Origin of the sequence: Kitasatospora purpeofusca (genome assembly GCF_036010405.1) — a bacterium.
Taxonomy (GTDB): domain Bacteria; phylum Actinomycetota; class Actinomycetes; order Streptomycetales; family Streptomycetaceae; genus Kitasatospora; species Kitasatospora purpeofusca.
This window is the reverse complement of the sequence record NZ_CP108561.1, coordinates 450,493-475,316: the sequence shown is the minus strand read 5'-3', so window position 1 is coordinate 475,316 and position 24,824 is coordinate 450,493. Positions and strand designations below refer to the sequence as shown.

Here is a 24,824-nt window from a genome sequence, read left to right as displayed (position 1 = left end):
GTCGGACGCCCGGGGTCAGGTGGCCGGGGTCACCGGGCGGGCGGCCTCGGCGAGCTGTCGGACGTACTCGACGAATTGCGCGGCCGTCGAGTGCTCGTAGAGCTGCTTGGGCGACACCCTCGGCAGGTTGCGTTCCCGCATCTCGGCGAGGACCCGGACGACCAGCAAGGAGTTGCCGCCCAGGGTGAAGAAGTTGTCCTGCGGGCCCACCGGGGTGTTCAGGAATTTGCTCCAGATGCTCAGGATGTCGTCGGTGATTCCACCGGCGGCGAGCGGTTGTTCCGGGGCCTCGGGACGCCGGTGGGCGTCGGGCGGTGTGACGGCGGAGCCGCTGCGCGGATCGGGCAGGCCGGAGACGTCCGGCTTCCCGTTGATCGTCAGGGGGATCCCGGCGACCTCGGTGATCGTCGTGGGCAGCATGTAGTCGGGGAGTTTCGCCCTGGCGTGCGCGAGCACCTCCGCCGAGGCCGAGACCGCAGGGGCAGGGCTCCCGGCCCGGTCCGAGGACGCCTCCAGGACGACGTAGGCATCGATCCGGCTGCTTGCCGGATCGTCCGGATCCTCCCGGCCGACCACGACGGCCGCGGCGGTCACCCGGGGCGCGCCCAGCAGTACCGTGCGGATCTCGTCGAGTTCGATGCGGTGCCCGCGCACCTTGACCTGGTTGTCCAGCCGGCCTAGGTGGTCGAGGCCGCCGTCGGGGTGCAGCCGTCCCTTGTCGCCGCTGCGGTAGACCCGTTCACCGGTCGCCCCGTCGAGGACGAATCGCTGCCCGGTCAGCTCGGGCAGGCCGAGGTACCGGTCGGCCACGCCCGCGCCGGCGACGTAGATCTCGCCCGGGACACCGGGCGGCAGGACCCGGCCCCGCTCGTCCCGGACGGACACCGACCACCCCGGCAGCGCACGGCCGACCGACCGCGACCCCGCCACGACCTCCCGCGGGGTCACCGTCTGGGCGGTCACGTGCACGGTGGTCTCGGTGATGCCGAACATGTTGACCACCCGGCAGTCGGCGGCCGGGTGCCGGGCGAACCAGGGCGCCAGCATCCGCACGTCGAGCGGCTCGCCGCCGAAGACGATCAGCCGCAGGGCCAGTTCTCCCCGGACGCGCCGATCGGTGCGGACGAGCTGGGCGAACGCCGACGGGGTCTGGTTCAGTACAGTGACACCCTGCTCGACCAGCAGCTCGTAGAACTCCTCGGTGTCGCGGGTGGTCCAGTAGGGCACGACGACGAGGCGGCCGCCGGTGAGCAGGCAGCCCCAGATCTCCCACACGGAGAAGTCGAAGGCGCTGGAGTGGAACAGCGTCCAGGTGTCGTCCGGGCCGAGCGCGAAGTCCTCGGCGGTCGCGCGCAGCAGCGCCAGCACGTTGCGGTGCGGCACGACGACACCCTTGGGAGTGCCGGTGGAGCCGGAGGTGTAGATCACGTAGGCGGGGCCGTCGCCCTTGTCGCCGTCCCCCTGGTCGGAAGGGCGGGTGGCGGTCGTCGTCCGGTCCGCCCCCAGCTCCGTCAACGCGGCCGGGGTCAGCAGCCGGACTCCGGGAACCGGCGGGAACTCCGCCGCGGAGGTGACCACGACGGGCACCTCCGCGTTCTGCGTGGTGAAGCGCAGGCGCTGCGCCGGGTAGCGCGGATCCATGGGGACGTACGCGCAGCCGGCCTTGAGCACGCCGAGCAGGGTGACCACGAGTTCGGCGTTCCGTTCCAGGCAGACGCCGATCAGGCTGCCCGGTGGGATGTCCAGCGCGGCCAGGCCCGCCGCCACCGCGTCCGCACGGTCGTTCAGTTGTCGGTAGGTCAGCCGGTCGCCGTCGGTCAGCAGGGCGACGGCCTCCGGCCGCGCGGCGGCCACCTGCTCGAAGGCCCGGTCGATCCGCCCCCGCACGGGCGGCGTGTCGGTCGTCCCGCCCGTCCGCAGGATCGCCTCGCGTTCGGCGGGCGGTACCAATTCGAGTTCGACCAGGGGTCGTTCGCCAGGACCGTGCGCCAACTGGGCGGCCAGGTGGGCCACATGAGCGCAGAACCGCTGTGCGACGGAGGCGTCCACGCTGCCCCGGTCGAACCGGCAGGTCGCGTGCGAAGCGCCCCGGTCCAGCTGGACGGTGAGGGGGAAGACCGGGGAAAGGGCGGCGGTGTAGCAGCCCTCCTCGAAGGCCGGGCTCAGGACGACCCCGACCTCGACCCCGACCCCGACCGAAGGCAGTTCGTGCAGCGTGACCGGATCCTGGTCGAACCGGCGGAGGAACTCGGCGGCGGAGCAGTCCGGTTGCTCCTCCACCACGTGCACACGGACGGCTTCGCCGGTGCCGTCGCCCAGGTCCAGCACGCCGAACTCGGCCCGGCTCCCGCCGCCGTACCGGCTCAGGGCCAGGGCGATCGCGGGCAGGAGGAGCCGTTCGGCCTCTTCGCCGAGGTCACCGAGGTCACCGAGGCCGCCGAGATCGATCCGCGCGCTGCCGACGACTCCGAGCAACTCCGGATCGCCCAGGCCCCATTCGGGCCCCCGGCGCTGCGCGGGGCCCGGCCGGACGGCGGTGGCGGGCCGGGGCATCACAGTGGGCAGCACGGCGGGCAGTACGTCGCCCTCCTCGGCCGGCCCGTCCAGCGCCCGCCGGACGATCCGCCGCAGCGCGGCCGGCGGGACCGCCGCGCGTTCGGCCACCAGGACCAGGTCCGCCGTCCCGTCGGTGTACCGCAGGACCACCGCCCGCAGCGGGGGGCCGTCCCGGTGGATCGGCCGCAGGGACTCGGCACGTCTGCGGTTCTCGGCCGTCGGCTCGTCCGCGCCGGCCGGTACCGAGGTCTGCCAGAGCCGGACCGGGGCGGGCAGCGCTCCGGACAGCAGGTGCTGCGGATCCGCGCCCGAGGGGAGCCGCAGCACGAGGCTGTGACACCCGGCGGCGGGCTCGTCGATCGTCGATGTCGTCACGGGGGCCTCCTGGTCAGCGGGAGTCAGCGGGAGTCGGCGGGAGCCGTCGGAAGTCGTCGGGCTTCATCGGAGGGAATCAGGAGTCGAGGAACCAGGAGTCTTCGGGAGGACCCAGGAATCATCGGGACGTGAAGCCGCCGTCCACGGTCATGACACTGCCGGTGACCTGACGGGAATCGTCCGCCGCGAGCCACAGGGCCGCGCTCGCGATGTCGGACGGCTCGATCAGCGCGTTCATCGGCTGGTCCCGGACGAAGATCTGCTCGTGCTCGGCGACCGGGACCTCCAGGGACCGGGCGATCTCGGCGAGCATCCGGCCCTCCAGCACCGGATCGTCCCGGACCGACCCGGGGCAGAGCGCGTTCACCCGGACCCGCATCGGGGCGTAGTCGAGGGCCGCCGCCCTGGTCAGCCCGATCAGCCCGTGTTTGGCCGCGACGTAGCTCGCGAAGTGCCGGTACCCGACCGTGCCGGCCGTCGAGGACACGTTGATGATGCTGCCGGACCGGCGGTCGACCATGACCGGTGCGACCGCCTTCATCATCCGCCAGGCACCGGAGAGGTCGACGTCGAGCATCAGCGACCACTCGCGCTCGGTGATGTCATGGGCGATCTTCCCGGAGGGCGAGGCGATCCCGGCGTTGTTGACCAGCACGTCCACGGTGCCGAACCGGTCGAGTGCCTGGTCGACCGCCAGCGCGCACTGCCGGGCGTCCCGCACGTCGACGACGGCGGTCACGGTCGCGGCGCCCGCGCGTTCGCACAGGGCGGCCGTGTGTGCCAACTGGCCGGACGAGCCGAGCGGGTAGGGCACGTCGGCGAGGTCCCGGGTGATGTCCAGCAGGAGCAGGTCGGCGCCCGCCTCGGCGAACCTGAGCGCGCAGGCCCGGCCGAGGCCTCGGGCCGCGCCGGTGACGATCGCGGTCCTGCCGGTCAGCCTCACCTCGTGCTCGCGGCCGTCAGGAGCAGCAACCGCTCCGGATCGTCGACCAAGTACATGTGGCCGCCCGGGAGTTCCCGGTAGGAGAACGGACCGCTCGTCGCCCCGGCCCACTGTTCGGCCTGCGCGCGGGAGACGAGTTCGTCCTGATCGCCGCGCAGGGCGGTGATCGGGACGGAGAGCGGATCGGTGCCGGTCGGCCGGTAGTTCTCGTGCAACTCGACGTCGGCGCGGAGGATCGGGAGCAGGACCTCGACGAGTTCGGGGTCGTCGAAGGCCGGGTGGCGGTAGCCGGCGAACCGTTGCACCCCGGCGACGAACTCCTCGTCGGCCAGGCCGGTGGCCCGCTCGGTCCGTCCGTCGTGCGGCCCCGGTGATCCACTGACGAACAGGTGGCGCAGCCCGGGGTGGCCGATCCGTTCTAGTTCCCGGGCGATCTCGTAGGCGAGCACCGCGCCGAGGCTGTGCCCGAACAGGGCGAGGTCCGCCCGCTCCCCGGCGTCGGCGAGGATCCTCGGTGTCAGCTCGGCGACGGCTGCGGCGACGTCGGTGAACGGGTCGTCCAGGAATCGTTCCTCGCGCCCCGGCAACTGGACCGGAAGCAGTGCGACATCCGGTATTCCCAGCTTTTCCCATTCCCGGAAGAAACCGGCGCCACTGCCTGCGAAAGGCAGGCAGGCGAGAACCTTCTGTGGTGCACTCATGGGCCTCATCCTTCTTCGTCATGTGCGAAGTTTCCTGATAGCCGAAGTCCCGGTGCCGCTCGGCAGCGTAACGCACGGGCGGTTCGACCGGCCGGGATCCGTAACTGCTGGTGGCCGATATTCGATCGCACCGATCCGTCCGCCGTCCCCGCTCGGGGGTTTCCGCCCGGACTGCCGGTTCTGAACCGACGGCACTCGGACTACCCATCGGCCGTCCCCCCGCAAACCTCCTCTCCCGTCCGTGTTTTGAGGGGGATCTGCCCTTGTTCGAGTGTCGACGAACCGCCCCCCGCGTCGTCCCGTGCGGGACTCGTCGGGCTCGGTCCTTCCGTCCGGGAGGGCCGGATCCGCAGGGCGGTGTCTCACGTGGTGCCCGGTCCGCCGCCGCCCTCCGGCCTGCAGGAAATGCGGAGTGGGCGGTCGAATCGTCCCCGCCGCTGCTCCGATCCGCCGTCGACTTCCCGCCGGCGGCGCCACATGAGACATTGTCAAATACGTGATGGGACGGCGGACGAATGGTGATGGAGCTTGTTCCGGCCGGAGTCGGCGTGCTTATACTCGCGGTTATGGTGGATCACCACGGAGTGCATCGGGAAAGCTTCCAGGGTTTACGGGATTTATCGGACCGGGTGGTGTGATGACTTCTTCGCGCTGGGCGATATTCACTGATCATGAAGACGGACGCGGTCGGGGTGTGGGGCGATGAGCATCCACCAGCCCCCCGCCACCCGGACCGAGCGGATCGTCGCCGGGATCTGGTGCGATGTGCTCGAACTCGACGAGGTCGGCGTACTCGACAACTTCTTCGAAGTCGGCGGCTACTCGATGCTCATGCAGCTGGTGCGGGCGCAGATCGCGGAACGCACGGGTGTCCGGCCGACCTTGCCCGAACTGTTCATCCACTCCACGATCCGGTCGTGCGCCGCTTTTCTCGACGGATCGGCCGCGGGTGGTACTGCCACGGGCGGTACGGCGAAGGGCGCCACAGCGAAGGGCGCCACAGCGAAGGGCGCTACGGCCAAGGGCGCTACGGCGAAGGGCGGTTCGGTCACCGCCGGCACGGCCGCCGAACGCGCTTCGGACGGCGGAACGGTCCGCGGGACGGACATCGCCGTCATCGGACTGGCCTGCCGCTTCCCGGACGCCGTGGACACCGACCAGTTCTGGCACAACCTGGTGTCCGGCGTGGACAGCATCAGCCGCTTCCCCCCGAAGAGAGTCCCCGGCCCCGGCGGCGGCAAGCGCGAGTACGTGCCCGCGCGCGGCCTGCTGCGGGAGCCGGAGTGGTTCGACGCCGGCTACTTCGGCTACACCCCGCGCGAGGTCCTGCTCACCGACCCTCAGCACCGGGTCCTGCTGGAGTGCGCGGTCGAGGCGATCGAGGGTGCCGGCTACGACCCGGACCGGTTCCCGGGCCTGATCGGCATCTACGCCGGGTGCAGCCTGTCCTCGTACACGGAGACCCTGCGGGCCAGACAGCAGGAGGACCACTCGATCACGACGTGGGACATCCTGATGGGTACCACCAGTGACTACCTGGCCAGTCGCATCGCCTACAAGCTGGGGCTGCGCGGCCCGACCGCCAACGTGCAGGCGGCGTGCGCGACTTCGTTGTACGCCGTGCACTTCGCCGCGCGGGCGCTGATCGCCGGGGAGTGCGATCTCGCGCTGGCGGGCGGCAGTTCGGTGCGGCTGCCGGCCGAGCTGGACAACTACCGGGTCGGCGGGATCACCTCGCCCTCCGGCGTCTGCAGCCCGTTCGACACGGCCGCGGACGGGGTGGTCGGTGGCCAGGGGTGCGGGATCACGGTGCTGAAGCGGCTGTCGGAGGCCGTCGCCGACGGCGACCACATCCATGCCGTGCTGCGCGGTTCCGCGGTGAACAACGACGGCAGGGACCGCGCGGGCTTCACCGCGCCCGGTGTCCGGGGGCAGGTCGAGGTGGTCAGGGCGGCCCAGCGCGCCGCGGGCGTCACGCCCTCGTCCATCACCTACGTCGAGGCGCACGGCACCGGCACCCGGGTCGGGGACCCGATCGAGGTGGCCGGGCTGAACCAGGCGTTCGACGACGGGGAGCCCCGTGCCGAGCCGTGCCTGCTCGGCTCGGTGAAGGGCAACATCGGGCACCTCGACGCCGCCGCCGGCATCGCCGGGTTCATCAAGACGGTGCTCGCCGTGGAACGCGGCACCGTCCCGCCGAGCCTGCACTACTCCGTGCCGAACCCGGACATCGACTTCGCGGCGGGCCCGTTCGTCGTGGTCACCGAGCCCACGTCGTGGGAGCCCGTCGGGCAGCCGCGCCGGGCCGGTCTCACCGCCCGCGGGCTCGGCGGCAACAACGCGCACATCGTGCTGGAGCAGCCGCCCGCACCGCGGCCGCGGGCCGGGGGCGAGGACGACCAGGTGCTGGTGCTGTCCGCGCACACCCCGGTCGCCCTGGACGAGCTGACGGCCCGGATCGCTCGTCGGCTGGCCGATCGACCGGAGCTCGAACTGCGGGACGTGGCCTGGACCTTGCAGGTCGGCAGGCGGCAGCACGGGTACCGCCGGTTCGCGGTGGTGCGCGACCGGGAGGACGCCCTGCGGGTGCTCGGCGGGGGCGCCCCGGAGCGGCTGGTCGACGGTGACCACGCCAGGGACGGGCGGGCCGTGGCACTGGTGCTGCCGCAGGCGGCCGACGCCGAGGTGGTGCGGCACTGGCAGGCCCTCGGCCTGGACCCGGACCTCACCCTGCGGCCGGACTGCGACGAGGCCGCGATCGGGGCCGCACTGGACACCCCCGGCCGGGTGTTCCTGGAGCTCGGCGCCCCGGGGACGGCCGCACGGCTGCGGGAGCACCCGCGGTGGACGCCGGAGCACATCGTGGTCACGGTCACCGATCCCCTGGCAGCGCTCGGCGAGTTGTGGCTCGCGGGGCTGCCGATCGACTGGGCCGCGGCCGCCACACAGCCGGCCCACCCGCAGCCGGCCCGGCGGGTGCCCCTGCCCGGATATCCGTTCCAGCGGCAGCCCTACCTGCTGGAGGCGGGGCCCGCCGTACAGCCCTCCTCCTCCGCTCCCGGGGCCGGGCCGAACACCGAGCGGACGGTGTCGATGCTGTTCACCGAGATGCTCGGTCTGCCGGAGGTCGACCCGGAGGAAAGCTTCTTCGACCTCGGCGGGGACTCGCTGGTCGCGAACGAGCTGGTGGGCAGGCTGGAACAGCTGCTGCCGGTGCGGCTGGAGGTGCGGGCGATGTACGACGCGCCGTCGGTACGGGAGTTCACCGCCCTGGTCGAGGAGCAACTGCGCTCCGAGGCGGTGCGCCGTGACTGAGGTCCGGGTGATCGAACGCCCGGCGCCGGCCACCGCCGTCGCCACCCTGTACTGCTTCCCGCACGCGGGCGGCGCGGCGGGGGAGTACGCGCGGTGGGCGGCGTACACACCCGGCCTGCGCCTGGTGGCCGTCCAGCCGCCGGGCCGGGCGCACAACCTCGGCGCGGAGGCGTTCACCGCGATGCCGGAGCTGGTGCGCGAGATCCTGGCGAAGGTGCGGTTCACCCCGCCGTTCGCCCTGTTCGGCCACAGCCTCGGCGCGCTGGTCGCGTTCGAGGTGGCCAGGGCCCTGGGCACGAGCCCGACCAGGCTCTTCGTCTCCTCCTGTCCGCCCCCGCCGCTCGCCGTGGCGGACCCGCCGCTGCACCTGCTGGACGATTCCGGGCTGCACGCCGAGATCGAGCGGCGCTGGGGCCCGCTGCCCTCGGCCACCGGAACCGACCGGGACCTGCTCTCCGCCGCGCTGGCCTGCTACCGCGCGGACCTCCAGGTGCTGGAGACGTACGAGCACGTGCCCGGCCCCCGGCTGCGGTGCCCCGTCACGGCCCTCGCCGGTGCGGGGGAGCGGAAGGGCGAGCAGTGGACGGCCGGCTGGCAGGACCTCACCGACGGAGCGTTCACCTCGCACGAGCGGCCGGGAGGCCACTTCCACACCCGGGACGACCTCGACGGCCTCGGCAGGCTGCTCGGCGACACGGTGCGCGCCGACCTGATCCGGGCCGAGCGGAGCACCACCAGGTGAGCGCGGTGCGGGGCCGCGCCGACGGGGGGACGACGCCCGTCGGCGCGGCCCCGCGCGGGCTGCCCAGAGGGACCGGACGTGGGAAGACGACACCGTGGAGGCCGAGCCGTGCACCGGAGCATCACCAGGACCTACCTCAAGCACTACGCGAACGTCCACCGGGGAGCCGCCGAGCTGATGCCGCTGACCGGCGCGCAGCGCAGGTTCCACCACACCAGGTCCGCCGATCCGCACGAGCGGGTGCGGATCCTGCCGGTCTTCCTGGAGTTCCCGCCCGGCCTGCTGGAACCCGGCCGGCTGGAGCGGGCCGCCCGGTCGGTGCTGCGGCGCCACCCGGCCCTGCGCGGGGCGGCGGAAACGGTCGACGGGGTGCCGCTGCTGCGGATCGGGCCGCTCCCCGAGGGGCCGCTGGTGCGGGAGACCGCAGGCCCGGACGCCGACGCCGCCGCCTGGGCGGTGCTGGAGGACGGGACCGCCGGGCACGGCCCGTTCCGGGTGGTCCTGGCCAGGGACGGCCGACGGGACCTGCTCGCCCTCGGGTTCGACCACCTGGTCTGCGACGGCGAGTCCACCGGCCTGGTGCTGGACGAGCTGATGTCCGCCTACCGGAGCGGAGAGGAGGTGCCGGAGTCCGCGGATGCCGGTGAACTCGTCCGCTACCGGGAGGCGGTGGAGCGGCAGTTGGCCCGCGAGCACGAGGCCAGCGGCCCGGAGGCGCTGGCGCACTGGACCTCCCGGGTGCGTGACGCCGGGCCCGGCCGGTGGGGCCGGGAGCCGGGCGAACGCGGCGGCCAGGCCACGGCCTGGCAACGCGTCGCGCTGTCGGGACCGGCCGCGAACCGGCCCTTCCCGGCGTTGCTGGCCGCCTGCCACACGGCGCTGACCCGGACACCGGGCACCGCGCCGGTCGCCTACGCCTGGGGCAGCCCCGAGGGGGCGGGGGTGGTCGGCTGCTTCATCAACACGGTGCTGGCCAACCCGCAGGGCGAGGGCGTCCGCGAGAGCTGGTGGGAGGACCTCGAATTCGTCGACACCCCGTTCGACGAGGTGGTCCGGGCCGCCAGGGCGAGCCGCGCGCCGTGGACCGGCCACCTCGACCTGGTGCTGACCCTGGTCGACCTCACCCGCCGCCCGGCACCGGTGCTGGACGGCGAGGCCGGCCGGTTCAGGTACCCGCCGGGCAGCCGGATGGAGGACGCGGTGATCGTCACCGCCGTCCACGAGGGGACCGGGCTGTCACTCCGGATCGACCACGACCCCCTGATCGTGCCCGTCGCCGAAGCGACCGCGATCACCGACGCGCTCGGCGCTTCCCTCACGGAGGTCGGCCGTGTCGCGGGCTGACCCCGCCGCCCGCTCGGTGCTGATCTGCCTCGCCGGGCGGTCGCCGGCCCTGGAACTCCCGGACGGGGACAGCGTGCGGTTCGGATGGCGGGCCGGGGAGATCACCGTCGGCACCGACCGGGCGCTGACCGCAGGCCGGATCGACGCCTTCGGCGACTACTGGCTGATGTCCAACTGCGGTGCCGCCGGCACCTACTGCGTGGAGAACCTGGAGGGGGCGGGGGAGTACGTGAAGGTGCGGGCCGGCCGGGCCGGGGTGCCGATCCCCTTCGAGCTGAGCCGGGTGACGCTGACCGTGGGCGCCGGGAGCAACAGCTTCACCGTCTACGCCCCGGAACGCCGGCCCGCCGTCGAGCCGGACGGCGGCGGGATCCCCCTGCTGGACGAGGAGAGCCGGTACTTCCAGGTGCTGGTCTGCCTGTGCGAACCGAGACTGCGGGACTGCGGCGCGGCGGCGGTGCCGACACCGGCGCAGGTCGCGGCCCGGCTGTCCGCCGCGGGCGTGCAGCTCGGCCGGTCGGCGGTCAACTACCACATCGACTACCTGGTGAAGAAGCTCGGGACCGCCGCGCCGCGCGGGATGACCCGGGCGTGGAAGCGGGACACGGTGGTGACGTTGGCGTTGAAGTTCGACCTGGTGCGTCCGGAGCATCTCGACCGCATCCCGGGACGGGTGCCGGGACGCCCGGCAGGAGGTGGCGACCCGGCCGCCCGCCTGGCTGCCCAGGTCTGGCCGCCCAGGTCTGACGGCGCGGGTCTGACGGCGCGGGCCTCGACCGGCTGACCGACCCGCCGGCCGGTCCGCTCACCGACGTTCGGCGGCGGCGACGATCCTCGTGACCTCCTCGGCGAACCCGCCCAGGGTCGTCTTCTCGAACATGATCCGCGGGGGCACGCGGTGACCGAGTTCCTTGCGGATCCGGCCGACCGCCTGGACCGCGAGCAGCGAGTGCCCGCCGCGCTCGAAGAAGTCGTCGTGCTCCTGGAGTTCGATCCCGCCGAGGAGTCGGGACCACACGCGTCGGACCACCTCCAGTACCGGGTCGCCGGCTGCGGCGCGGTCGGTGGAGGCGCCCCCTGTGCCCTCCGCGCCCTCCGTCCTCTCTGTGTCGGCCGGGGTGCGTGCGGCGGGCAGGGCGCGCAGGGCCGCGAGATCGACCTTCCCCCGCTCGGTCACCGGCAGCCGGTCCACGAACACGATCACGTTCGGGACCATGTGCCCCGGCAGCCTGTCCCGCAGGTGGGCGTGGATCCCGTCCGTCGAGCGCCGGTCCGGCGCTGCCACCACGAACCCGGCGAGCGCCTGGTCCTGGGGCAGGACCACGCAGTCCAGGACGTCGGGATGCGCGCGCAGGGCGGACATCACCTCCCCGAGCTCGACCCGGTGCCCGTTCACCTGGACCTGGTCGTCGTCCCGGCCGAGGAACTCCAGGGCGCCCGAAGTCGTCGTCCGTACCCGGTCGCCGGACCTGAACACCCTTCCGAGGCCCGGCAGTCGGACGAAACGCTGCTCCGTGAGCGCGGCATCGCCGAGGTAGCCGCGCGCCACGCAGGCGCCGCCGATCAACAACTCCCCGTGCGGCGAGACGTGAAGCTCCGCCCCGGTGACGCCGACGCCGATCGGCACGTCCGGCCCCGTGTCCGTCTCGGTGTCGAACTCGTGGTAACTGACCGCCACGGCAGCCTCGGTGGGCCCGTACCGGTTGAACAGCCTTACCCCTGGCAGAAGTTCGACGATGCGGCGCGCCACGGAGGTCGGCAGCCGGTCCCCGCCGCTGATCAGGTACCGCAGGGCGGTGGCCTTCCGGAACTCCGGTTCGTCGAGCAGCAACGGCAGCATCGCCGGGGGGAGCCGGACCGCAGTGATCCCATGTTCGACGAGTGCGGTGGCGATGGCCAGCGGGTCCTGGTGGTCGCCCTCGGCGAGCGAGAGCACGGTGGCGCCCGCACCGAGCGGCCAGAAGAAGTCGGTGAGGGAGGCGTCGAAGGTGTAGGGCGCCACTTGCAACAGCCGGTCGCCGCCGCCGAGCGGCAGCCGCTCGGCGAGCCACTCCAGGTGCGGGGTGAGGTTGCGGTGTTCGACGACCACACCCTTGGGCGTGCCGGACGATCCGGAGGTGTAGAGGACGTAGGCGGGATCGTCCGGGGCACCGGCCTTCTGCACCCCGTCGTCGTTCCCGTCCCCGTCCCCGTCCCCGTCGTCGTCCGCGTCCACGCCGAGTGTGCGGACACCGCCGCCGTCCCCGAACCGGGCCGAGGTCGCGTCGTGCACCAGCACGACGACGGGTGCGCAGTCCGCGAGGATCCGTGCCAGCCTCGGCGCCGGCTCCTGCAGACCGAGTGGCACGAACGCCGCACCCGCCCGCAGGACACCGAGCACGGCGACCGCCATATCGGCCCCGCGCTCCAGGAACAGCGCCACCCGCTCGCCCGGTCCGGCTCCCGCGTCGACCAGACGCCTGGCGAGCCGGCCGGACCGCTCGGCCAACTCCCGGTGGCTCAGCGGCCGTCCGGCACCGTCGAGCCAGGCCGTGGCGCCCGGCGCGCCTTCGAGCACCCGGGTGTGCAACAAGTCGTGGTCCGACATCCTCGTCCCCCCGCGGTCCGGTCGCTCACAGAGGTTCGATCCGATCACGGCTCCGCCGCCGCGTCATCCTGTCGAACGTCAGGGGTGGTCGACTGCCGGACAGGTATCGCTCGGCCGATGTCGCGCCCCTGCCGGACGGGTAGCCTGACCGAAGGACGGGCAGACGCCCCGCACGACCGCATCGGCGCGCGACCGCACTGCGGCCGGGACCCCGGACGGGGCCGCGTGCGCCGGTGGACCGGCCTTCGAGTCTGCAGGCCGGTTGGTGAACGGATCACCCGCACAGGTCTCTCACGCCGCGAGATGAGGGGACGCCACACCCATGGACTCCGTGCCGAACACTCCGCCGGGCCAGCTGCGCCGGATGGCCGCCGTCTGGGAACAGGTGCTGAAGAAGGGCGGGATCGGGCCGGAGGACTCCTTCTTCACCCTGGGCGGGCAGTCCGTGATGGCCGGCACCCTGGTACGCGCGGCGGGGGAGCGGTTCGGGGTGCGGATCCCGATCCGGACGCTGTTCGAGCACTCCCGGTTGGGCGAGTTCACCGACCACGTCGTGGGGTTGGCGCTGCCCGCGGCGCCGCCCACTGCGCCGACATCGGACACCGTCCCCCCGGACGTCCCCCGGAACGTCCCCCCGGACGTCCCCCGGAACGTCCTCCCGGACGTCCCCCTGGAGATGACCGCTTTCCAACGCCGGATCTGGCTCGCCGAGCAGATCGACCCGAGCGTGCGCAACCACGTGCCGCTCGCCTGGTCGGTGGCGGGCCGGTTGGACCCCGACCGGCTGTGTGGCGCGCTCGGCCGACTGGTGGCCGAGCACGAGATCCTGCGCACCCGGTTCGTCGACGAGGACGGCGGCTGGTCCGTGTGGCTGCGAGAGCCCTGGCTACCGCCCTTGGAACTGCTCTACCTCGGCGAAGCCCCGGACGGCACACCTGGGGACACCTCTGATGACGCCCCCGACGACACCCCCGACGACACCACTGACACTCCCGCCGTCGTGACGGAATGGCTGGAAGCCGCCCTGCGCCTGCCGTTCGACCTGGAGTCCGGACAGTTGCTGCGCGCCGCCCTGGGCGAGTTCGCCGACGGCCGGCAGGTGCTGCTGCTCTGCGTGCACCACATGGTGATCGACGGGGAGTCGATTCCCGTCCTGCTCGCGGAGCTGGACCGTTACTGCGCGACCCCGGACCGGCCGCGACCGGTCGTCCAGTACCGCGAATTCGCCGCCCACCAACGGGAACAGCGGGACGGCGCCTCCTGGCACACCGATCTGGCGTACTGGGAGTCGGCGCTGGACGGAGCGTCGGCGGACACGCCGCTGCCCGCGCCGGACCGTCCGGAGCCGAACGGGGCGTTCCGACTGCCCCTGCCCGCAGGGCTGTTGGATGCGCTGCGCGCCGTGCAGTCCGAGCACGGCGTCAGCTGGTTCATGGTGGCCGCCACCGCGCTGGCGGTGTCCCTGCACCGGTCGACCGGCCTCGACGACGTCACCTTCGGATCCCCGACGGCGAACCGCAACCACCCCCGGTTCGCCGAACTGTTCGGCCCGAGCCTGAACACCGCGGTGCTGCGCTCCCGGGTGACTGCGGACAGCACCGTGCTGGACGTCCTGCTGCGGATGCGCGGCGAGGCCCTGGGCGCGCTGGAGCACCAGGCCGTCGAGTTCGACGACGTGCTCAACCACGTGAAGCCCGCCCGGCGGTTCGGGTACACGCCCTACGTGAACGTCACGCTGAACATGAACCTGCTGGACGACCACGCCGCCGTCCTGGACGGGGCTCGGCTGACACCGCTACTGATCGACGAACTGCGCAGCGGATACGCCAAGTTCGGACTGACGGTGACCATGGTGCAGCTGGACGGCCGATTGATCGGCCTGGTGTCCCACCGCGGGGACCAGCTCGGTGCCGAAGGCGCCCGGGACCTCGCCGACCGGCTCACGGGCCTGCTGACCCGGTTCCCCGAGACCCTGGACGAGCCGGTCCTGTTGCGGCATTGAGTCGACACGCCGTGCGGACCCGACGACGGGGGCGGGAGGCGTCACCACCACCTCCCACCCCCGTCGCGAGGACCGCTCAGTGCTGGCCGGGCAGTTCGGTGATGGGGTGCCCGGAGACCTCGTGCGGCCGGTACGGCTCCTCGAGGAAGTTGATCTCGTCGGCGTCGAGTTCCACGTCCAACGAGTCGATGGCGTCCTGGAGATGGCTCATCTTCGTGGCGCCGACGATGGGGGAGGTGACCGCCGGCTTGGCGAGCAGCCACGCCAGTGCGAGCTGTGCCATCGGCAGTTCACGCTTGGCGGCCAATTGTCCGAGCCGGTCGACGATTTCGCGATCGTTGTCCCGGTAGAGGATTTTGCCGAACTCGTCGGTCTCGCTCCGGGCACTGACGGTGTCCCATTTCCGTGCGAGCCGCCCCCGGGCCAGCGGACTCCAGGGAATGACGCCGACACCCTGGTCCTCGCACAGGGGCAGCATTTCCCGCTCCTCCTCGCGGTAGATCAGGTTGTAGTGGTTCTGCATGGTGCTGAAACGCGTCCAGCCGTTTCGTTCGGCGGTGTACTGGGCCTTGGCGAACTGCCAGGCCCACATCGACGACGCGCCGATGTGCAGCGCCTTTCCCGCCTTGACCACGTCGTGCAGCGCCTCCATGGTGACCTCGATCGGCGTCACCGGGTCCCACCGGTGGATCTGGTAGAGGTCGACGTAGTCGGTGCCGAGCCTGCTCAGGCTGTTGTCGATCTCGGCCATGATCGCCTTGCGGGACAGCCCCACACCGTTCGGCCCGCGCCGGGTCCGTCCATTGACCTTGCTGGTCAGGACGATCTCGTCACGACGGCCGTATTCGCGGAGGATCTGGCCGACGATCCGCTCGCTGCTCCCGGCGGAGTAGACGTTCGCGGTGTCCACGAAGTTCACCCCGGACTCCAGGGCGTGCAGCATCATCGGCCGGGCCTGGTCGAGGTCCAGGGTCCAGCCGTGGACACCCTTGCCGGGTGTTCCGAAACTCAGGGCGCCCAGGCAGATTCGCGACACGTCCATGCCGGTCGAGCCCAGCTTGACGTACTTCAAGATGTTCCTCCTACGACGGGATCAGTGGCGGAACGAACAACACTTCATGGTGGCAAGGCCGTTGAGTTCGCCGCAAGGGTCCGGCCGACGGTGGCCGACAATCCCGCCCCTCCCGCGTGAATTCGCCCGGAGCCGTGAAACCGGTCCGCTCTGTTTCCCTCCATTCCCTTCACAAGGAATCCGGGACATCACCGTGCCGGTTCCCGGAAACGCCCTTGCCGAGGGACAGCTTCTCGACGCTGTTCCCGTCGCCGTCGGCCTCGGGGTACTGGACGAAGCAGTAGTCCTGGTCGGGGGTGAACGTCAGGCTGCCGGCCGTGCCGCCGACGGGGGTGCCGTCCTCCCGGAAGGCGGTGAGCCGGTGGGTCACCGAGTACAGGGCGCCGGCGTGGCGGCCGGGGACCTTCAGGGTGCCGGTGTCGGTGCGGCTGACCAGCTCGCTCACGCCGGTGGCCGAGGAGTACCCGAGCTCGACGGAAACCGTCGCGCTCGGCCCGGCGCCGACGGTCTCGATGCCGATGCCCCCCTTCGCCGTCACCGAGATGCCGACCTTCGCCCTCCAGGCGGCGGACTGGATCTGGCTGACGCCCTTGGTGACGCTGTAGCCCGCGCTCTGCGCGGTGTCGCGGTGCTCGTTGTCGATGTACTTCTCCAGCCGGTACTGCGCGTCGCGCTGGATCGTGTACACGGGGGACCTCCGGACCTGCCGGAGCAGGCTCCGGTCGCTGTCCTTCACGGCGGGGAACGGGACCGTGACGACCCGTTCCCTGGCCCAGTTGGTGACGTCGGCCGGCCTGCCGAAGCCGTCCATCAGGGGCTTCCGCGACCCGGTGCCGCTCTGCGTGCCGATGGGCAGGTTGAGCACGTGCATGGGCGGCCGGCCCACCGGCTCGCCGCCGGGGGACCAGCAGAACCCGCCGACGTCGGAAGGGGTCATCCTGATGCCGTTCGTCCCGTACCAGTGGCCGGGGACGACGACGGGCCACAGGTCCGCGATCACGGGTACGGCCACGTCGGCCGGATGTGCGTACCTGAACCCGTCGTGGCTCTCCTTCACGCATCCGAACACTTCGTCCGGCCCGTGGCGGGGGTCCTTCCCCGGGGCGAAGAGGAAGTCGCTGAAGGTTCGGTACCCGTCCGGCGGGACCATCCGCCACACCACGTCCCCGGTCGGCAGCTCGCCGAGCTTCTCCCAGTCGGCGGCGGGGCGCACCAGGTCGCCGCGGGGGTCGGTGTCACGCGCTTCCAGGATCCAGCTGCCGGCTTCCTTGTTCAGGGCGCGCCAGCCTTCGCCGTTCGGTTCGTCGAGCCGCGGTCCGCCCTGCGGGATGCCGGTGAACCTGAGGGTGAGCGCCCCGAACCGGACCGGACGCGAGTAGACGGGATCCATGAGCCGTGCTCCCTGGTGTGGGGGATGGGTGTCGTGATCCTTCGTCGGTTCGCGCACAAACAAACAACTGTTGCGCCACTCGACGGAAGGACCGCGGCCACGAAGACCTCCCCCCGTCCCGTCGTCCTCCGCGCTGTGCGGGCGGCGTGGTGCCGGGTCAGCCGCCGCACGCGCAGGCGGCGTCGGCGGTCGCCTCGGCCCCGGCCCGGTCCGGGGAGGTGCCGGCGGTCTGCCGGTCCGAGGTGCAGCAGGTCGCGGGGGCGCCGGTGATGGCCTTGCCGAGAGCGTCGGCGTCGCCCTTGACCACATGGACCTCCCAGGGCTCCGAGCCGGGCCCGTGGACCCAGACCTTGTCCTGGAGGGCGTAGCAGCAGGAGGTATCGTTCTCCTCGAAGGTGGCCAGGCCGGCGTCCTTGAGCCGGGTGGCTGTGGCGCTCACCTCCTCGGTGCTCCCGACCTCGATGCCGAGGTGGTCCAGGCGGGTGTCCTCGCCGCCCGGGCCCTCGATCAGGACGAGCTTGAGCGGCGGGGTGGTGATGGCGAAGTTCGCGTAGCCGGGCCGCCGCTTGGCGGGCTCGGTGTCGAAGAGCCTGGAGTAGAAGGCGATCGAGCCTTCGAGGTCGGCGACGCGCAGGGCGAGCTGGATGCGGGGCACGGCGGTTCTCCCGGGATTCGAGGTGCTGTATCGACGGCTGTCGATACAGTCGACGTTGCCAGTTGCATAGATGACTGTCAACATAGACGCATGTCGAATCTGGAACTGCCGCTGCTCGGCCAGGACGACGCGGCCGCGTGCTGCTCGCCGCTGGTCCGCGAGCCCCTGGGCGAGGACGCCGCCGTCGACCTGGCGAAGATGTTCAAGGCCCTCTCGGACCCGGTGCGACTGCGGCTGCTCTCGCTGATCGCCTCGTACGAGGGCGGCGAGGCCTGCGTCTGCGACCTGACCGGCCCGTTCGACGTGTCCCAGCCGACGATCTCGCACCACCTCAAGGTGCTGCGCGAGGCGGGCCTGGTCGGCTCCGAGCGCCGGGGGACCTGGGTCTACTACTGGGTGCTGCCCGCCGCCCTGGCGCGGCTCTCCGCCCTGCTCCGGGCCCCCGCCGGGGAGCGCGGATGACCGGGGCACCGCCGCTGGCCCGCCGGGCGGCCGCCGAGTTCGTCGGGACGGGCGCGCTGGTGGCCGTCGTGGTCGGGTCCGGCATCCAGGCGGCCGGGCTGTCCCAGGACGTCGGCGTCCAGCTGCTGGCCAACTCGCTCGCGACGGTGTTCGGCCTCGGGGTGCTGATCCTGCTGCTCGGTCCGGTCTCCGGCGCGCACTTCAACCCGGTCGTCACCCTGGCGGCCTGGTGGACCTCCCGCCGCGGTGGGGAAGGGCCCGGGCCGCGCGAGCTCGCGGCCTACCTTCCGGCCCAGATCGCCGGCGCGATCGGCGGGGCGGTGCTCGCGGACACGATGTTCGGCGAGTCGCCGGTGGCCTGGTCGACGCACGACCGCTGGGCGCCGCACCTGTGGCTGGGCGAGGTCGTCGCGACCGCCGGCCTGGTCCTGCTGATCCTCGGCCTGGCCCGCGTCGGCCGCGCGCACCTCGCCCCGGTCGCGGTCGCCGCGTTCATCGGCGCCGCCTACTGGTTCACGTCCTCGACCAGCTTCGCCAACCCCGCGGTGACGGTCGGCCGTGCCTTCTCCGACACCTTCGCGGGCATCGCCCCTGCCTCGGTGCTGCCGTTCGTCGCCGCCCAGCTCGTCGGTCTGGCCGTCGGCCTCGCGCTGGTCGCGGTGCTGTTCGGCCTCCGGGATCCGGCCGCCGAGGACATCGTCGTCCCGCACGGTGACCGCCGGCCGGCCGCCGCCGGGCGCTGACACCCACCTTTCCCCGTCCCGAAGACCAAGGACCCTCCGCCGTGAGCACTCCCGCCGTTCCGTCCGTTCCGTCCGTTCCGTCGGTCCTGTTCGTCTGCGTGCACAACGCCGGCCGGTCCCAGATGGCCGCCGCCTTCCTCACCCGGCTCGGCGGCGACCGGGTCGAGGTCCGCTCGGCCGGCTCCGCCCCCGCCGAGGCCGTGAACCCGGCGGTGGTCGAGGCCCTGCGCGAGGTCGGGATCGACATCTCCGCCGAGATCCCGAAGGTCCTGACCACCGAGGCGGTCCGGTCCTCCGATGTGGTGATCACCATGGGCTGCGGCGACGCCTGCCCGTTCTTCCCCGGCAAGACCTATCTGGACTGGCAGCTCGACGACCCGGCCGGACATGGTGTCGACGCCGTGCGTCCGATCCGCGACCGGATCGAGCAGCTCGTCCGCGACCTGCTCGCCGACCTCGGCATCGGGGCCACCGCGTAGCCACCGCCTGGCCACCGCCGTCGTGTCGGACCGGTCCGGGTGACGGACATCCCGTCGGAGCCCGTGAACGCGTCGGCCGGCACCGCGGGCGCCGGCGCGACCGCGTCCTCCTCGAACGCCGCGGTGCCGCCGCCGACTGGCTCTTCGACCGCCCCTTCACCGGCCAGGACCCGGAGACCGTGGCCCGGAACATCCTGGAGAAGGCCCGGAAGGACGCCGCCAACGAATCGGGCTGAGCGCCGGGGCGGGGCGGGGCCGGTCTGCCGGTCCCGCCCCGCCCACCACTCATCGCACCCCGAACACCGAGGAACCCCGTGCCGCAGGAGCCCGAGCACTAGCCGGAAGCGCCCGTCGCCGTCCGGGGCGCGAAGCCGGTCAACGACCTGGAGACCTGCGTCAAGATCCTCAAAGCGGCCTACGTCTGCACCGTCGCACACGTCGAAGTCCCCGCCGGATCCGATCCGTCGCAGGCCGTGCCCCGCTGCGTCCAGGCGCTCATCGCCGGGTGCGAGGCCGGGTGAACCGGGGATGGTGCGCCCGGTCGGGCCGCACCGTCGCGCGCCGCGTCCGGTCCGGGACCGGGGCAGGCGCACGGCGGCTGCCGGAACTCGCTTCGCGGGGTTGACCCCGGACCGCCCTGGGCAGGGATGGCCGTGCACGGACCGGTCGTCGTCGGCGCCGGGTGCCGTGCGCCCGGCCGTGGGCGGGCGGGCGGCGGTCCGAGGCAGTCCGAGGCGAGAGGAACGTGCGGTGTCGGTGTCGGAGCAGGGCTTCCGGAACTACGTGGAGATCGTCCTCGACGGTCTGGCCGAGGGGCCGGACGAAGCGGTCCTGGTGAGCGGGGAACGCCGCCTCGGCGCAGAGGAGTTCCGTTCCCTGGTGTACCGGCTGGCGCGGGCCCTGCGCGAGCGCGGGGTGGGTCCGGGGCGCACCGTGACCCTGCTGTGCGGGAACCTGCCCGAGACGATCGCGGTGCGGTACGCCGTCAACCTGCTGGGCGCGCACTACAACCACCTGTACAACCGCCTCGGGGTGGACGTGCAGGCCGCGATGATGGCCGACGTCGACACCTTCGCCCTGGTCGTCGATCCGCAGTTGGCCGGGCGTGCCGCCGAGCTGATCCGGGCCGTGCCGCCGATCGAGCACGTCCTGCGGCTCGGCGGGGACGCGGAAACGGACGTCGACGCCGACGCGGATCCGGGGTCGGTCCCGGCTTCCGGCGAGGACCTGCTCGCGCTCGCCGCGAAGCAGTCCGGTGAGCCCCTGGCCAGCGCCGCGAGCCCGCAGGACCTCTGCTTCATCCGGCATTCGGGCGGCACCACCGGGCATCCCAAGGGTGTGCGCAGCACCTTCGGCCGGATGCAGGACGGCATCGACGGCATCCGCGAGCTGTTCAGCGGGACGGGCCGCCGGGACCTCGTCTGCACCCCGCTCTCGCACGCCGCCGGGTTCATCGCCGACAGCACCCTCTCCGCCGGCGGCACCGTGGTCCTGCACTACACGTTCGACCCGGCAGAGATCCTCGCCACGGTCGCCCGCGAGCGCATCACCAACACCATGCTGCTGCCGCCGCTGCTGTACCGGATCCTCGACCACCCGGACGCCGAGCACGCCGACCTCTCCAGCCTGCGCGGGATCACCTACGGCGGCACCCCCTCCTCCCCGACCCGGATCGCCGAGGCCGTGCGCCGCCTCGGCCCCGTCCTCCAGCAGGCGTACGGCCAGTTCGAGGCCGGTGCCGTCAGCTTCCTGACCGCCGCCGAGCACGATCCCGACCGCCTGGACATCCTGCGTACGTCGGGGCGGCCCGTCCCCGGGGTCGAGGTCGAGATCCGGGACGAGGCCGGCCGGGTGCTGCCGGTGGGCGAGGTGGGGGAGATCTGCGCCCGCTCCGGGCAGGTGATGGAGGGCTACTGGAAGAACCCGGAGCTGACCGCGCAGGTGCTGCGCGACGGTTGGGTGCTCACCGGTGACCTGGGGCGCCTGGACGAGCGGGGCTACCTGACGGTGGTCGACCGGATCAAGGACATGATCGTGGTGGTCGGCGGCCATGTGTACACCACCGAACTCGAGGACTTCCTCAACACCCACCCCGCGGTGCTCCAGAACGCCGTCTACGGCGTGAAGGGCGACGGCGGACACGAACGCGTCCACACCACGGTCGTCACCGCCGCGGGGACCACCGTCACCGCCGACGAGCTCCGGACCTGGGTCCGGGAAGGACGGGGCGAGATGTACGAACCCGACCACGTCCACTTCGCCGACGAGCTCCCCCTCACCGACGCCGGCAAGCCCGACAAGAAGCTCCTCCGCCTGCGCGCCTCGGCCTCCGGCGGCAGCTCCTGAGCGACCGTCACCCCGGCCCCTCGGTCACGGACGGACGTGCTTTCGACGCAGTACGGTGGGCCGGTGGACAATATGCCGATCCCGACGGCGGGTATGACGATCAGCCTCCGGACACGACAGGACGTGGTGGTCGTCGACCCGGAGCGCTTTGTCGCTGCGGCCCGCGCGGCATATCGCGAAGCCTTCCCCGAGATCACCGAGGAACGGGCGGCCGAGGACATCCGTGACGTCCACGAGGCCGCCTGGGCTCTGTTCGACCGCTTCGGCCGGCTCACGGCCGAAGCGCCGGCGCGCTCCGTGGTTCCCGGCCGGAGAGTCCTGGACCGCCCGGACGGACTCTCCCCCGCGGGCGAGCGGCAGCAGATCGTGCTGAACGATCCGCAACCGCTGCAGGACTACGGCTGCTTCATGCCGGAGGACTACGACCCGTTCGCCGTCCCGCCGGGGGCGTGAGGCCGCCGGCCGGTCAGCACCGCGCGGGGGTGACTGTGCGCAGGTACTTCACCTCGGGGTCGGAGGCTCCGCGGACGTGACCGCCGGGGGTACGGGCGGTGCTCTGCAGGAAGGAGACGAGTTCGGCGGTGATGACCTCGCCGGGAAGGACGTTGGGGATGCCGAGCGTGCGGTCCACGGCGGGCTGCACGAACGCGGCCCGCAGACCGGGACAGGACCAGTCCGTCGACCACGCTGGAGTGCACACTGCGCTGCACGACCAGGCACTCGCCCAGCGACCGCAGCGCCATCACGGCGATCCGGTTGCCCTGGGAGGCCCCGTTGGTCAGGAACCACGTGCGCCGCGCGCCCCACGCCTCGGCGGCGAGCCGCAGCGCCGTCGCACGCGGACTGTCCGGTCCCAGGTCGATGCCGTCGAGCAGCGGGGGGACGTCCAGGCGCAGCTGGGCCTCGCCGGTGAAGGCGGCCAGTTCGGCGAAGGCGTCCGGGTCCGCGGCGTGGCCGGGGACGTTCAGCCGCAGCCAGGGTTCCCGCGCGTGGGCGGTCAGCGCCTCGGCGTAGGGGGCGGCGGAGTTCGCTGCGGCTCCGGGGTGACGGTCAGATGGGCCGCTTCTGGCCTTCGATGTACTGGCGGACGATGCTGAGCGGTGCGCCGCCGCACGACCCGGCGAAGTAAGAGCGAGACCAGAAGACGGACCCAAGGCCGATGCGGTTGATGCGGCCGGCGTATTCGGCGCGCAGGTACCGGGAGCTGACGCCCTTGAGGGAGTTGATCAGCTTGGACAGGGCGATCTTCGGCGGGTAGTGCACCAGCAGGTGCACGTGGTCGCTTTCGCCGTTGAACTCGCGCAAGTCGGTCTCGAACTTGTCGCAGACCTCGCGCATGATCTCCTCGCACCTCTTGAGCATGGCGTCGTCGAAGACGCCCTTGCGGTACTTCGTGACGAACACCAAGTGCGCGTGCAAGTTGTAGGCGACGTGCCGTCCGGTGCGAACGTCGGGGTTTGGCTCCCAGCGTGGTGACATACTCCAAGCGTAGTACGATCTTTGAGCTGACCAGGAAGGGGGTGGGTCGGATGATCCGTGCGTACAAGTTCCTCATGCGGCCCACCGTGGGCCAGACGCAGGCGCTCGGCGAGATGCTGAGGGATCACTGCGCGCTGTACAACGGGGCACTCCAGGAGCGCCGGGACGCCTACCGGCACGTGTCGAAGACCAGCATCAAGTACGGCATGCAGTCGGCGCAGCCGAAGGAGATCCGGGCGTTCGACCCGGAGCGTCAGGGCCGCTGGTCGTTCAGCTCGCAGCAGGCGACGCTTCGCCGTCTGGACAAGGCGTTCGCGGCGTTCTTCCGCCGGGTCAAGTCCGGCGACACGCCCGGCTACCCGCGCTTCCGTGGAGTGAACTGGTTCGACACGGTGGACTTCCCCAAGGACGGGGACGGCTGCCGCTGGGACTCCACCCCGCACGACCCGACCACCCGCGTCCGGTTCCAGGGCGTCGGGCACGTCAAGGCCAACCAGCACCGGCCGGTGGTCGGCAAGGTCAAGACCGTCAGCGTCAAGCGCGAGGGCAAGCGCTGGTACGTCATCCTGACCGCCGAGCAGGCCGAGCCCGAGCCGCTGTCCCCGACGGGCAGCGTGGTCGGCATCGACATGGGCACAGCCCACTTCCTCGCCGACTCCAACGGCGAGTTCGTGCCCAACCCGCGTCACGGCAGGCAGGCTGCCGCGAAGCTGGAATCAGCTCAGCAGGCCCTCAGCAGGTTCCCCCGCGTGCGCCGCGACAAGCGCACCAAGAACCATCAGAAGGCCGTTGCACCGAAAGGTCCGCCGCCAGCGCCTCGACCACGCCCACAAGACCGCCCTTGACCTGGTCCGGGCGCACGACCTCATCGCGCACGAAGACCTCAAGATCCGCAACATGGTCAAGGCCCCCGCGCCGAAGTCCTACCCCGACCAGCCGGGCGTGTTCCTGCCCAACGGTGCGGCGGCCAAGGCCGGGCTCAACAAGTCGATCAACGATGCCGGTTGGGGGGTGTTCCTCACGATCCTCACCGGCAAGGCTGAAAGCGCCGGTCGGGAAGTGATCGCCGTGGACCCCCGCAACACCTCCCGCACCTGCCCGCTCTGCGGGAACGTTGCGGCGGAGAACCGGCCCTCTCAGGACATCTTCCACTGCGTCAGCTGCGGCCACCGTGCGCACGCGGACACGGTGGGAGCCATCAACGTTCTACGGGCCGGGCTGGTCCGTCGCGACGCCCGCCAGGGTTAGCGAGAAGCCCCCACGTCTACGTGGGGGAGGAGTCAGTACGCCCAGCATGGGCAGCAGCTAAAGGGTGAAAGTCCCGAAGAGGAGAGGTGAGACTAACTCGATAGCCAAAGGCAAGGGCGTCACCGCGAGGTGGGGTTCGGAGGAAGCCGGAGGCAAAACCGGGCACTGAGGAACACGAACCGTATAAGGCGGGGCGGACTGGGCAAGTCGGCTGACTACGACGAAGCCCGCTCTCACCAAGAAAGCCGCAACGTAGATACGGCAGGGGTCCGGGGAAAGTTGCTGTTCTTATCTGGGGAGGTCTGTCCGGGTGTCGCCTGTAACCGTGTGACGGCGGAGATCGCGACGGTCGAGGGGATGAATTCTCTCGGTTTGCCGGACAGAA

The 24,824-nt window shown here is 71.9% G+C and carries 19 protein-coding genes and 2 pseudogenes; 11 read left to right on the top strand and 10 right to left on the bottom strand.

Annotation, left to right across the window (positions count from 1 at the left end; translation table 11 throughout):
* Positions 1 to 15: 15 nt before the first annotated feature.
* The 3 genes from OG715_RS02135 to OG715_RS02125 all read right to left on the bottom strand — a co-directional run bounded on the left by OG715_RS02135 (position 16) and on the right by OG715_RS02125 (position 4,575).
* The gene (locus tag OG715_RS02135; RefSeq protein ID WP_327063772.1) at positions 16 to 2,931 is read right to left on the bottom strand and encodes a non-ribosomal peptide synthetase; all 2,916 of its coding nucleotides are present in this window, start codon (positions 2,929 to 2,931) and stop codon (positions 16 to 18) included.
* A 118-nt stretch (positions 2,932 to 3,049) separates the two neighbouring features.
* Positions 3,050 to 3,874 (bottom strand): SDR family oxidoreductase, encoded by an 825-nt coding sequence (locus tag OG715_RS02130; protein ID WP_327063771.1) that lies wholly within the window; start codon positions 3,872 to 3,874, stop codon positions 3,050 to 3,052.
* Entirely contained in the window at positions 3,871 to 4,575 is a 705-nt protein-coding gene (locus OG715_RS02125) for a thioesterase II family protein (protein ID WP_327063770.1), read from the bottom strand. Before OG715_RS02125 ends, OG715_RS02130 begins: the two co-directional genes overlap by 4 nt.
* Before the next feature lie 702 nt (positions 4,576 to 5,277).
* Here OG715_RS02125 and OG715_RS02120 point away from each other — a divergent pair.
* The 4 genes from OG715_RS02120 (at position 5,278) to OG715_RS02105 (ending at position 10,760) form a co-directional block, all read left to right on the top strand.
* Entirely contained in the window at positions 5,278 to 7,890 is a 2,613-nt protein-coding gene (locus tag OG715_RS02120) for a type I polyketide synthase (protein ID WP_327063769.1), read from the top strand.
* Positions 7,883 to 8,632: a thioesterase II family protein gene (locus OG715_RS02115; RefSeq protein ID WP_327063768.1), complete on the top strand. Its 750-nt coding sequence runs from the start codon at positions 7,883 to 7,885 to the stop codon at positions 8,630 to 8,632. Before OG715_RS02120 ends, OG715_RS02115 begins: the two co-directional genes overlap by 8 nt.
* A 108-nt stretch (positions 8,633 to 8,740) precedes the next feature.
* The gene (locus OG715_RS02110; RefSeq protein WP_327063767.1) at positions 8,741 to 9,976 is read left to right on the top strand and encodes a condensation domain-containing protein; all 1,236 of its coding nucleotides are present in this window, start codon (positions 8,741 to 8,743) and stop codon (positions 9,974 to 9,976) included.
* Positions 9,963 to 10,760, top strand: a complete 798-nt coding sequence (locus OG715_RS02105; protein WP_327063766.1) for a serine/threonine protein kinase — start codon at positions 9,963 to 9,965, stop codon at positions 10,758 to 10,760. Before OG715_RS02110 ends, OG715_RS02105 begins: the two co-directional genes overlap by 14 nt.
* 21 nt (positions 10,761 to 10,781) lie before the next feature.
* Here OG715_RS02105 and OG715_RS02100 read toward each other — a convergent pair whose 3' ends face one another.
* A complete protein-coding gene (locus OG715_RS02100) occupies positions 10,782 to 12,563 on the bottom strand; it encodes a non-ribosomal peptide synthetase (protein ID WP_327063765.1) in 1,782 nt (593 codons plus the stop codon).
* 322 nt (positions 12,564 to 12,885) lie between these two features.
* On the opposite strand from OG715_RS02100, the gene OG715_RS02095 reads away from it, so the two are divergent.
* Entirely contained in the window at positions 12,886 to 14,565 is a 1,680-nt protein-coding gene (locus OG715_RS02095) for a condensation domain-containing protein (RefSeq protein ID WP_327063764.1), read from the top strand.
* A gap of 76 nt (positions 14,566 to 14,641) precedes the next feature.
* Here the strand turns inward: OG715_RS02095 and OG715_RS02090 are convergent, their stop codons facing one another.
* From OG715_RS02090 to OG715_RS02080, 3 genes are all read right to left on the bottom strand, one after another.
* Positions 14,642 to 15,637, bottom strand: a complete 996-nt coding sequence (locus OG715_RS02090) for an aldo/keto reductase (RefSeq protein WP_327063763.1) — start codon at positions 15,635 to 15,637, stop codon at positions 14,642 to 14,644.
* A 169-nt stretch (positions 15,638 to 15,806) separates the two neighbouring features.
* Positions 15,807 to 17,027 (bottom strand): hypothetical protein, encoded by a 1,221-nt coding sequence (locus OG715_RS02085; protein ID WP_327063762.1) that lies wholly within the window; start codon positions 17,025 to 17,027, stop codon positions 15,807 to 15,809.
* Positions 17,028 to 17,184: 157 nt separating this feature from the next.
* Positions 17,185 to 17,682, bottom strand: coding sequence for an ArsI/CadI family heavy metal resistance metalloenzyme (locus OG715_RS02080; RefSeq protein ID WP_327063761.1), 498 nt, complete (start codon positions 17,680 to 17,682; stop codon positions 17,185 to 17,187).
* A 90-nt stretch (positions 17,683 to 17,772) separates the two neighbouring features.
* On the opposite strand from OG715_RS02080, the gene OG715_RS02075 reads away from it, so the two are divergent.
* From OG715_RS02075 to OG715_RS02055, 5 genes are all read left to right on the top strand, one after another.
* Positions 17,773 to 18,144 (top strand): ArsR/SmtB family transcription factor, encoded by a 372-nt coding sequence (locus OG715_RS02075; protein WP_327063760.1) that lies wholly within the window; start codon positions 17,773 to 17,775, stop codon positions 18,142 to 18,144.
* Positions 18,141 to 18,887: an aquaporin gene (locus OG715_RS02070; RefSeq protein ID WP_327063759.1), complete on the top strand. Its 747-nt coding sequence runs from the start codon at positions 18,141 to 18,143 to the stop codon at positions 18,885 to 18,887. The genes OG715_RS02075 and OG715_RS02070 overlap by 4 nt, the downstream gene beginning before the upstream one ends.
* Before the next feature lie 41 nt (positions 18,888 to 18,928).
* Positions 18,929 to 19,366: an arsenate reductase ArsC gene (locus tag OG715_RS02065; protein ID WP_327063758.1), complete on the top strand. Its 438-nt coding sequence runs from the start codon at positions 18,929 to 18,931 to the stop codon at positions 19,364 to 19,366.
* Positions 19,367 to 20,116: 750 nt separating this feature from the next.
* A complete protein-coding gene (locus tag OG715_RS02060; protein WP_327063757.1) occupies positions 20,117 to 21,712 on the top strand; it encodes an AMP-binding protein in 1,596 nt (531 codons plus the stop codon).
* Between the two features lie 93 nt (positions 21,713 to 21,805).
* On the top strand, positions 21,806 to 22,165 hold the full coding sequence (locus OG715_RS02055; protein WP_327063756.1) for a hypothetical protein: 360 nt from the start codon (positions 21,806 to 21,808) through the stop codon (positions 22,163 to 22,165).
* Between the two features lie 13 nt (positions 22,166 to 22,178).
* Here the strand turns inward: OG715_RS02055 and OG715_RS02050 are convergent, their stop codons facing one another.
* The 3 genes and pseudogenes from OG715_RS02050 to tnpA all read right to left on the bottom strand — a co-directional run bounded on the left by OG715_RS02050 (position 22,179) and on the right by tnpA (position 23,191).
* Positions 22,179 to 22,343, bottom strand: coding sequence for a hypothetical protein (locus tag OG715_RS02050; RefSeq protein ID WP_327064245.1), 165 nt, complete (start codon positions 22,341 to 22,343; stop codon positions 22,179 to 22,181).
* A 91-nt stretch (positions 22,344 to 22,434) separates the two neighbouring features.
* Positions 22,435 to 22,866: pseudogene (locus OG715_RS02045) on the bottom strand (amino acid decarboxylase); the annotation flags it as partial.
* Positions 22,763 to 23,191 carry an IS200/IS605 family transposase gene (gene tnpA / locus OG715_RS02040; protein ID WP_327063755.1) on the bottom strand — a complete coding sequence of 143 codons (429 nt, stop codon included), beginning with the start codon at positions 23,189 to 23,191 and terminating at the stop codon, positions 22,763 to 22,765. The pseudogene OG715_RS02045 and the gene tnpA, both read right to left, overlap by 104 nt.
* Before the next feature lie 50 nt (positions 23,192 to 23,241).
* Here tnpA and OG715_RS02035 point away from each other — a divergent pair.
* Positions 23,242 to 24,439 (top strand): annotated as a pseudogene (locus OG715_RS02035) (RNA-guided endonuclease InsQ/TnpB family protein).
* Positions 24,440 to 24,824 lie beyond the last annotated feature (385 nt).

What these genes read in the sequence shown, in the direction of transcription:
- tnpA (WP_327063755.1), bottom strand. Translation starts at nt 23,191, where the DNA reads ATGTCACCACGCTGGGAGCCAAACCCCGACGTTCGCACCGGACGGCAC.
- OG715_RS02120 (WP_327063769.1), top strand. Translation starts at nt 5,278, where the DNA reads ATGAGCATCCACCAGCCCCCCGCCACCCGGACCGAGCGGATCGTCGCC.
- OG715_RS02100 (WP_327063765.1), bottom strand. Translation starts at nt 12,563, where the DNA reads ATGTCGGACCACGACTTGTTGCACACCCGGGTGCTCGAAGGCGCGCCG.
- OG715_RS02070 (WP_327063759.1), top strand. Translation starts at nt 18,141, where the DNA reads ATGACCGGGGCACCGCCGCTGGCCCGCCGGGCGGCCGCCGAGTTCGTC.
- OG715_RS02125 (WP_327063770.1), bottom strand. Translation starts at nt 4,575, where the DNA reads ATGAGTGCACCACAGAAGGTTCTCGCCTGCCTGCCTTTCGCAGGCAGT.
- OG715_RS02055 (WP_327063756.1), top strand. Translation starts at nt 21,806, where the DNA reads ATGACGATCAGCCTCCGGACACGACAGGACGTGGTGGTCGTCGACCCG.
- OG715_RS02075 (WP_327063760.1), top strand. Translation starts at nt 17,773, where the DNA reads ATGTCGAATCTGGAACTGCCGCTGCTCGGCCAGGACGACGCGGCCGCG.
- OG715_RS02085 (WP_327063762.1), bottom strand. Translation starts at nt 17,027, where the DNA reads ATGGATCCCGTCTACTCGCGTCCGGTCCGGTTCGGGGCGCTCACCCTC.
- OG715_RS02095 (WP_327063764.1), top strand. Translation starts at nt 12,886, where the DNA reads ATGGACTCCGTGCCGAACACTCCGCCGGGCCAGCTGCGCCGGATGGCC.